Genomic DNA, 8585 nt, shown 5'->3' with positions numbered 1-8585 from the left:
TGTGGCTGCTCGGCTCCTCCGGCTTCAGCGCCCGGCTGGCCGGTGCGCTCGGCCTGCCGTTCGCCTTCGCGCACCACTTCTCGGCGCAGAACACGATCCCGGCCCTCGACCTGTACCGCGAGTCGTTCCAGCCCTCCGCGGTGCTCTCCGAGCCGTACGCCCTGATCGGCGTCTCCGCGCTCGCCACCGACGACGACGGCACCGAGGCCCGCCGCCAGGTCCTGGCCGCCGCGCTGAACATGGTGCGGCTGCGCACCGGCCGCCCGGGGCTCGTCCCGACGCCCGAGGAGGCGGAGGCCCACCCGTTCAGCGAGATGGAGCAGGACTTCATCCGGACCTGGAACTCCAACGTCATCCACGGCACCGCCGACGAGGTCCGCGCCGGCCTCGACGACCTGCAGAAGCGCACCGGCGCCGACGAGCTCATGCTCACGGCCAACGCCCACACCGGCGAGGTCCGGCTGCGCTCCTACGAGCTGATCGCCGACGCCTACGGGCTCCCGCAGGCCGGCTGACCCCACCCGGGTCCGCGCCGCCCGCCGGGGCTCAGTCCCCGGCGAGCAGCGCCGAGATCCGCTCCGCCGCGACCGGCCGGGAGTACAGCCAGCCCTGCCCGGTGTCGCAGCCGATGCGCCGCAGCCGGTCCGCCTGTTCGGACGTCTCCACGCACTCCGCGATCACCGAGAGCCCGAGCCGGTGGGCGAGCTGCACGAGCGCCTCGACGATCACCGCGTCGGCCGGGTCCGACGGCACGACCGGCGCCCCGCCGTCCGTCCCGTTCCCGTCGGCGTCGTCGATCCCGCAGTTCTGGAATCCCCGCACGAACGATCCGTCCAGCTTGAGGACGGACACCGGGAGCCGGCTCAGGTACGCGAGATTCGAGTACCCCGTGCCGAAGTCGTCGATGGCGATGGCCACGCCCATGTCGCTGAGCTCCTGGAGCGCCTGGAGCGGCCGGCCCGCCGAGCCCATCACGGCCGACTCGGTGAGCTCCAGCTGGAGCAGCTCCGGCGGCAGCCCGGTCTCCTCGAGGATCTGCGCGACGTCGGCCACGAGGTCCGAGTCCCAGACCTGACGCACCGCCACATTGACGCTGACGACGACGGGTTCGGCCTCCGGATGGTCCAGCTGCCAGGTGCGGGCCTGCCGGCAGGCCGTGCGCAGCACCCACCGTCCCAGCTGCACGATCGAGCCGTCCTCCTCGGCCAGAGCGATGAACCGATTCGGCGTCAGCAGCCCGAACTGCGGGTGCTGCCAGCGCACCAGCGCCTCGACGCCGGACAGTCCGCCGTCGGCCATCCGCACCAGCGGCTGGTACTCGAGGACGAACTCCCCGCGCTCCACCGCGGGCCGCAGCCCGGAGGACAGCGCCTGACGGGTCATCCGGTGCGCGTTGCGCTCCGGGTCGAAGAGCGTCCAGCGGGCCTTGCCGTCGGCCTTCGCCCAGTACAGCGTGGTGTCGGCGGCCTGCATCAGGCCGGTCGTCGTGGTGCCCGTGACGTGCCGCTCCACGACGCCGATCGACGCCGAGACGGACAGCCGCTGCCCGGCCAGCTCGAACGGCTCCTGGAGCGCGGCGAGCACCGACTCCGCCAGGTCCGCGAGCTGGTCGGTGCCGGTCGAGTCCTCCACGAGCAGCGCGAACTCGTCGCCGCCGAGCCGGGCCACCAGCGGGGTGCCGGTGGCCGTCCTGGCCAGGTCGGCGCAGTGCGTGAGACGGTCCGCGGCGGCGGCCAGTAGCCGGTCGCCGACATGGTGGCCGAGCGTGTCGTTGACCGCCTTGAACCCGTCGAGGTCGAGGTAGCACAGGCCCACCCGGCCGGTCGCGCCCGTGCCCTCGTACGCGCCCGCCTCGAGCGCGGCGGAGACCCGCTCGAAGAACAGCGCGCGGTTGGGCAGCCGGGTGACCGGGTCGTGCATCTCCAAGTGTCGCAGCCGGGCCGCGAGTTCGCGCCGGGCGCTGATGTCGGTGAGGGAGATCAGCGCGGTCTCGGTGCCCGGCACCGGGCCGACCGTGACCTGCGCCCACACGGAGTGCCCCGAACCGTGCTTGAGCCGGCGGGTGCGGGTCAGCCGGGCCTGCCGGCCGCGCAGCACCTCCCGGTAGGCGTGCCAGGTGCGCGGGTCCGAACTCAGATCGAGCAGCTCGGCGGCGTCCCGGCCCACGAGCGGTTCGGAGCCCGCACCGGACGCGGTCCCGGATCCGGACGCGGTCCCGGCCCCGGCTCCGGCGAGCAGGGTGTGCGCCGCCGCGTTCGCCGCGACCACGAGGCCCGCCGGGTCGACGACGGCCATGGCGAGCGGCGAGGCGAGGAACGCGGACCGCAGCGGGTGCGCCGCGAGGGCCTCCCGGGCCTGGCCCGCGCCGTCGGCGGGCTCCGCACGCTCCGTGAACTCCCTGACGGCGCGGCCGGGGCGCGGGCCGGGCGGGGACGCTTCCGTCGCGGTCGTCGGCCCCTCTGACTGTGCGCTCACCGCTCGCTCCCGCTGTGCGTCGTCTGGATGCGTGATCTGGTGCGGCCGGGTCCCGGCAGAAAGTGTGCCGATCATAGAGGCAGGCCGGACGGCCCATCCAGCCTGCGGGCGCCGGGGGCCGCGCACCGGGCGGGGAGCGGCGCCGCGCCAGATCGTTTCTGCCCAACGTGCGGCGACGTCGTGGCGAGGTCCGTGCGCACCACGACCGGGTGTGACGTTCGGTGACAGCCCGGCGTGTCACCGCGTCACTCGTCCGGGCCAGATAAAAGGGGCGCAGTACTACAAATACCCGCAGTCTGGGTGGGGTGTCCCGCTTTCCCCACCCGGAGGTCGACTTGCCGCGTCCGCAGCCACCCGGGGGAGTGGAGAAGTCCCGCCCGCGCGCCCTCGCGGCGGCGCTCACCGCTCTCGCCGCCCTGGCCGCCACAGGTCTGGTCGCGGGCCCCGCGGCCGCCACCCCCTACGGCGGGGGCTGCGCCCTGGAGCGGACCTCCGTCCACCACTCCGAGGGGCTGGACACGTGGAACGGGTCCTACCCGCAGCCGCGCAAGCGCCTCGACGCCGTGATGGTCTTCCTCTCCTTCCCCGACGCGGAGCCGCAGACCAGCCCCGCGGAGCTGGCCGCCGACCACTTCCCCGCCACCACCCGCTTCTTCGAACGCGCCTCGTACGGCCGGTTCCAGCTCGTGCCGCACCCGCAGCGCCGCTGGGTCCGTATGCCGCACGCCTCGACCTCGTACGCCATACAGCGGGACTGGAGCGCGGCGCACCGCAGCCAGTACCTGCGGGACGCGCTGCGCGCCGCCGATCCCGTGACCGACTTCAGCAAGTACGACGTCGTGTACCTCGTCGCCGACCCGGACGCGCCCGGGGTCGACTCCGATGCCACGAAGGTCGTCAACTTCGACCGGCCGATGCGGGCCGACGGCACCGACATCGGGCGCATCGTCACCGTCTTCGAACAGCATCCGCCGGACCGGAACGTGCTGGCCCACGAGACCGGGCACGTCTTCGACCTGCCCGACCTCTACCACCGGCCCGCCGACGGCAAGGGCGACTGGGACACGTACGTCGGCGACTGGGACGTGATGGGAAGCCAGTTCGGGCTCGCGCCCGACCTGTTCGCCTGGCACAAGTGGAAGCTCGGGTGGCTCGATCCGCGGCAGGTCCGCTGCGTCGGCACGGCCGGGCCGAACCGGTTCACGCTGGAGCCGCTGAGCTCCGGACCGCGCACGCGGGGGACGGCGTTCGGCACGGGGGACGGCACCAAGCTCGCGGTGATCCGCACCGGGCGCTCCAGTGCGATCGCCGTCGAGGCGCGGGGCGGGACCGGGAACGACTCCGCGACCTGCACGCGCGGGATCCTCGTCTACCGGGTCGACAGCGACTCCACGTCCGGGGAGGGGCCCATGCAGGTGCTCGACACGCATCCGCGGACCGGGGCGTGTTACGGGGAATCCGTGTATCCGGCGCTGGCGGACGCTCCGCTGGAGGTGGGGGAGAGCTATACGGTGCCGGGGGAGCCGATCCGGATCGAGGTCGAGGACCGCACCCCGTCGGGCTCCTGGAACGTGAAGATCACCACGGGCTGACCCCGGGTTGCCCGGTGACGAACGGCGAAAGCCCCTCGCTGCTGCGAGGGGCTTTCACTTCAGGTGCGCCATCAGGGACTCGAACCCCGGACACGCGGATTAAGAGTCCGCTGCTCTAACCAACTGAGCTAATGGCGCCGGCTGACGTCGTAGACATTAGCATCCAGGTCACGGCCACGAGAAATCGATATGCGGACCGTCGCACGGGCCGCCCGCACGCAGGCCCAGAGCATCACCTCGGGCCCCGGCAGCCACGGCCGCCGGGTGTCCGGCGCCACCAGCCACCGGGACCGCGCGTGCGCCGCCGCGGGGGAGAGGGGGGCGGGCACGGTCACCGCGTCCCCGACCCCGTGGCACAGCAGCGGCGGTACGGCCGGCCCCCACTCCTCCCACTCGAGCAGCGAGGGCAGCCGCTGCGCCGTGCCGGGCGCCGCGAAGAGCAGCATCCGGCCCCGGTGCGCGGCGACGGGCCCCGAGCCGGGGCCCTCGGCCCAGAGCCGGTCCAGCATCCGCCGGCCGAAGACCGCCGGGACGTTCACCACGTCGAAGGCGGAGCCGCACGGCAGGACGACGGGGGCGCCGGGGCGGGACTCCCAGTCGGCGAGGGCCGAGCGCGGGGACGTTTCCGCCGAGGCGAGCCAGGCGGCGCCCTCGGGGGTGAGGCCCGAGGCGTCGAGGTGGTCCTGGAGGGCCATGGCCGGCGCGGTGAGATGCGGGTGTGCGGTGCTCATGTCCTCTACATCTACGGACTGTGAGAGGACGATTCCCGGGAGTTGCGGGAAATCGGGACAGGAGGGGGCGGGGCGGAGTATCTTGCCCCCTCGGCATATGCCATCAGGTCATTACGCCCGGTCAGTCGGCGTCGTCGCGCGCTCCGCGCAGCAGGTCGCGGCCGAACTCGACCATCTTCTTCGCATAGTCCTCGGTCCACTCCGCGCGCTCCGCGATGTCCCCCGTGGTCAGCCGGTCGAACCGGCGCGGGTCGGCGAGCTGGGCGGCAGCCATGGCCTGGAACTCCATGGAGCGGTCCGCCGCCGCGCGGAACGCGTGGGTCAGCTCGGTCGCCCGGCCGAGGAGTTCGCGCGGGTCCTCGATGGACTCCAGGTCGAAGAAGTGCTCCGGGTCCGCGGTCGCCCCCGCGGGCTCGAAGATCAGCGGGACGGGCCGCAACCGGGGTTGCGGCGTACGGGGCCGCTCGGGCTCCGCCATGGTGGTCCTCCTTGGTGCCGACTACGTCTCCATTGTCCGGGACTCCGCAAGACCGCCGTCCGGCCCCGGCCCCGCCCTCCGGCCCCGGCCCCGGCCCCGGGCCCGTGTCAGGGTCTCCAGGCCACCCGGTGGCGCCCGAGCCGGTCCAGTACCGCGTGGTTCGCCTCCCAGCCGTCCGGGCTGCATCAATTGGCCGCCTCCGGCGGCGTGCCGGACTTCGTCCGGCGAACGGAGGGCGTGGCTCGCCGTCACTCGGGCGGTTGCCGGGGTGCTGGTCACGGCTGCCAGGTCACCCGGTGCCGCCCGAGCCGGTCCAGTACTGCGTGGTTGGCCTCCCAGCCGTCCGGGAACTTCACCGTCACGCCCAGCTGGACCGGGTCCGTCGACGGGTGGGCGTCCAGGAGGTCGGGGATGCCGGCCCGGCTGATCACGATGCAGGCGTGCCGGTGGCGGGAGGCGAGGACGCACAGGCGGCCCGTCTCGAGGTGGAAGGCCGTCGCGTCCGGGCGGCCCGAGAGCGGGTGCAGGACGACCGTCACGTCGAACTCGCGGCCCTGCAGCCGGTTCGCCGTGTCGACCGTGACGCCGGTGACGGACAGCTCGGCGAGCGCGGCGCGGACCGCGGCCGCCTGGTCGCGGTGGGCCGTGCCGACGCAGATCCGGTCCGCGGTCAGCGCCCCCTCGTGCGGCGCGCGCTCCGCGTGCGTGACACCGTCCCGGTCGAGCAGGCGCCGGACCACGAGGGCCACCGCCCGCACCGCCTCCGGGTCGGTGCGCGGGGTGTGCGCCGCGGGCAGTTCGAGCAGGCCCCAGCCGGAGCGGGCCGCCTCGTCGATGACCCGGTCCGGACCCGAACCGTCCGAGGGGACCGTGAAGTCCAGCGCCCGGTCGCCCTCGCCGGTGCCGCTGCGGAACTCCGTGAACGGATAGAACGCCTTCGAGACGAGCGGCGCCGCCGACGCCGGCAGCCGCCACGACACGGGCAGCCGGTGCTGCGGCAGCTCGGGGTTGTGCGCGAGCAGCGTCGACACCGCCGAGGCCGACGGGTCGTAGGACAGTCCGGCCCACTGCTCGGAGCCCACGATCGAGAACGGGTCGAGCTGCCCGGGGTCGCCCACGAACAGCGCCCGCTCGAACAGCCCGGCCACGGCCAGCAGCGCGTCCGACCGCATCTGGTACGCCTCGTCGACGATGGCGTGCCGCCACGGCTCGTCGACCTTCACGTGGGCCCACTTCGCGGCGGTCGAGATGACGACCGGGAGCGGGGCGAGGTCGCCCGCCTTCGCCGACGTCCGGACGTTCGGCAGGTCGTCGAGCGCCTTGTCGTACGCGTCCGCGTCGCTGCTGTGCAGCCGGCCCACCGGCAGCTCGGGGCTCTTCTCGTGGAGCCGCACGACGAGGTCGTCCACCTGCGCGTTCGTCTGCGCGACGACCATCAACGGGCGGCCCGCGTCCGCCAGCTCGAGCGCGGCCCGCACGACGAGCGTCGACTTGCCCGCGCCCGGCGGGGAGTCGACGACGACCCCGCGCGCGTCACCGTCGAGCGTGTCGCGCAGGATGCCCGCGGTGGCCCGCGCGGCCTCCGCGCCCGGGTCGAAACCGTCGGCAGGGGTGCTCACAGGATGTCCTCCGTCGTCACGCCGTCCGGCGCCTCCGCGCCCGTGCCCGGCGGGCCGCCGTGCGTCCACGGGGTCGCCTCCGGGTCCGGCAGCTTCGGCCCGCCGCGCTGCTCGTGCTCGAACAGCGTCCAGCAGATCCGGTCGCCCTTCCGCGGCACGGCCGCCTCGTCGGGCTCCTTGCCGCGGCCCATCTTGTCCAGGAGCCGCAGCACCACCGCGTCGTCGTCCTCGTACGCCACGAACTCGGCGCTCTGCGGCTTCCCGCCGAGCGAGCGGTACACCTTGACGCGCTCCCCGAGGTGCGGCCGGTCCTCCGTGCGGACGGTGACCAGCGGGCGCGGACGCCCCTTCTCGTTGGACGCCGCCACGACCTCCGTCACCTCGCCCGCGAACGCCTCACCGGTGAGCCGGCGGCCCGCCATCACCAGCGGGTCGTCGAGTGCTTCCTGGGCGTCCAGGCGCGCCTGTTCGCGCTCGCGCGTCGCCAGCTTGTTCGCCGCGGTCACCGCGTCGTCGCGGCGGGGCTGGGGCGGCTCGCCCGCCGCGACCCGGTCCCGGTGCATCGTGAACGACCAGCGGTCCCGGGTCCAGCGGTCCGCCGCGTGCGCGCCCTCGGGCAGCGTGCACAGGACGTCGAGGCCGCGCCACACCGCGTCCCAGGTGGGCCGGGTGCGGGACTCGACCAGGGCGTGGATCTCGCGCTCCGCCGCGGTCAGCTCGGCCAGCCGGCCGTCCGCCTCGATCGCGTCCTCGGCCGCGGCCATGCGCGTACGGGCGCGGTCGTAGCGCTCGACGGCCGGTGCCAGCAGTCTGTTGTCGAACGCCGGGTCCGTGGCCGGGCCGGCCGGCGGGCACAGGAGCTGGCCGCGCTCGTCCCGGCCGCGCTCCGCCCGCTCGGCGGCGGCCGCCCCCGAGGCGCCGTCGGGGGCGTCGATCCAGGCGAGCAGCGCGCCCAGGTGCTGGTCCTCCAGGCTGGACTGGCCGGTCGCCCAGTGCCGGGACAGCAGGTCCGTCATCGCGAGGAGCAGCGACGCGCCGGGCACCCGGGCCCGCTCGCCGAAGTGGGTCAGCCAGCGGCCGAGCAGCGGCACGTGCGGCGGCGCCGGGTACGGGGCCTCGGGGTCCTGCTCGGCGGTGCGCCGGAACCGCATCGAGCGGCCGAGCAGCCGCACGAACTCGGCGCCCGCCCGGCTCGGCACGATCAGCTGCGGGGCGTCCGCGCACAGTTCGACCTCGACCTTGACCTTCTTGCCGGTCTCCGCGTCGGTCTCGCTGCGCTCGGCGGCCTCGACGTCGGAGGCGAAGGAGTCCAGGTACGGCAGGACCGTCTCGGCGAGCTGGGTCAGGAACGCGAAGCGCAGGTCGCGGTCGCGCGGCTGCGGCACGACCAGGAGCCGCGGCGCGGTCCGCTCGGTGCCGACGAGCGCGCCGAGCGGGGCGCCCGTCTCACCCGCGGTCGTCAGCGGGACGAGGACCAGCGGGCGCTGGGACAGATGCCGGTGCCGCACCGTCGCGAGGGGCTGGGCGCGGCCGGAGCCGGTGGCCTCGAGCCGGGCCAGATGGTCGATCAGGCTCATCGCTGTCCCTCCGCCGCGCCGAGTGCCTCGGCCCGCAGCGCGGCCGCCCGGCGCAGGGCCGCCACCGTCGGGTCCGCCGGGTCGCCGCTCTCGCCGTGCGCCGCCGCGAGCAC

General features: G+C 74.5%; 6 protein-coding genes, 1 tRNA gene and 1 pseudogene. 2 read left to right on the top strand and 6 right to left on the bottom strand.

What is annotated here, in order from left to right; all coding sequences use genetic code 11:
- Positions 1-515, top strand: a pseudogene (locus GTW43_RS17490) (alkanal monooxygenase); the annotation flags it as partial.
- A 31-nt stretch (positions 516-546) separates the two neighbouring features.
- On the opposite strand, the gene GTW43_RS17485 reads toward GTW43_RS17490, so the two are convergent.
- Positions 547-2475, bottom strand: a complete 1929-nt coding sequence (locus tag GTW43_RS17485; RefSeq protein WP_343246038.1) for an EAL domain-containing protein — start codon at positions 2473-2475, stop codon at positions 547-549.
- A 335-nt stretch (positions 2476-2810) separates the two neighbouring features.
- Here GTW43_RS17485 and GTW43_RS17480 point away from each other — a divergent pair, with 335 nt between their 5' ends.
- Positions 2811-4067, top strand: coding sequence for a M6 family metalloprotease domain-containing protein (locus tag GTW43_RS17480; protein WP_237536649.1), 1257 nt, complete (start codon positions 2811-2813; stop codon positions 4065-4067).
- Positions 4068-4131: 64 nt separating this feature from the next.
- Here the strand turns inward: GTW43_RS17480 and GTW43_RS17475 are convergent.
- The 5 genes from GTW43_RS17475 to GTW43_RS17455 form a co-directional block, all read right to left on the bottom strand.
- Positions 4132-4205 (bottom strand) — tRNA-Lys (locus GTW43_RS17475).
- Positions 4196-4798, bottom strand: a complete 603-nt coding sequence (locus GTW43_RS17470; RefSeq protein ID WP_161302953.1) for a bifunctional DNA primase/polymerase — start codon at positions 4796-4798, stop codon at positions 4196-4198. Before GTW43_RS17470 ends, GTW43_RS17475 begins: the two co-directional genes overlap by 10 nt.
- Before the next feature lie 121 nt (positions 4799-4919).
- Positions 4920-5276, bottom strand: a complete 357-nt coding sequence (locus GTW43_RS17465; protein ID WP_161302952.1) for a hypothetical protein — start codon at positions 5274-5276, stop codon at positions 4920-4922.
- Between the two features lie 275 nt (positions 5277-5551).
- Entirely contained in the window at positions 5552-6895 is a 1344-nt protein-coding gene (locus GTW43_RS17460; protein ID WP_161302951.1) for an AAA domain-containing protein, read from the bottom strand.
- Positions 6892-8472, bottom strand: a complete 1581-nt coding sequence (locus GTW43_RS17455) for a hypothetical protein (protein WP_161302950.1) — start codon at positions 8470-8472, stop codon at positions 6892-6894. Before GTW43_RS17455 ends, GTW43_RS17460 begins: the two co-directional genes overlap by 4 nt.
- Positions 8473-8585: the final 113 nt, after the last annotated feature.

The organism is Streptomyces sp. SID5785 (assembly GCF_009870065.1).
GTDB lineage: Bacteria > Actinomycetota > Actinomycetes > Streptomycetales > Streptomycetaceae > Streptomyces.
The sequence above is the reverse complement of the archived record's forward strand: the minus strand, read 5'-3'. Positions and strand labels throughout refer to the sequence as shown.

Excerpts from the sequence above, each read along its gene's own strand:
- GTW43_RS17470 (WP_161302953.1), bottom strand. The coding sequence starts at position 4,798 with ATGAGCACCGCACACCCGCATCTCACCGCGCCGGCCATGGCCCTCCAG.
- GTW43_RS17465 (WP_161302952.1), bottom strand. The coding sequence starts at position 5,276 with ATGGCGGAGCCCGAGCGGCCCCGTACGCCGCAACCCCGGTTGCGGCCC.
- GTW43_RS17455 (WP_161302950.1), bottom strand. The coding sequence starts at position 8,472 with ATGAGCCTGATCGACCATCTGGCCCGGCTCGAGGCCACCGGCTCCGGC.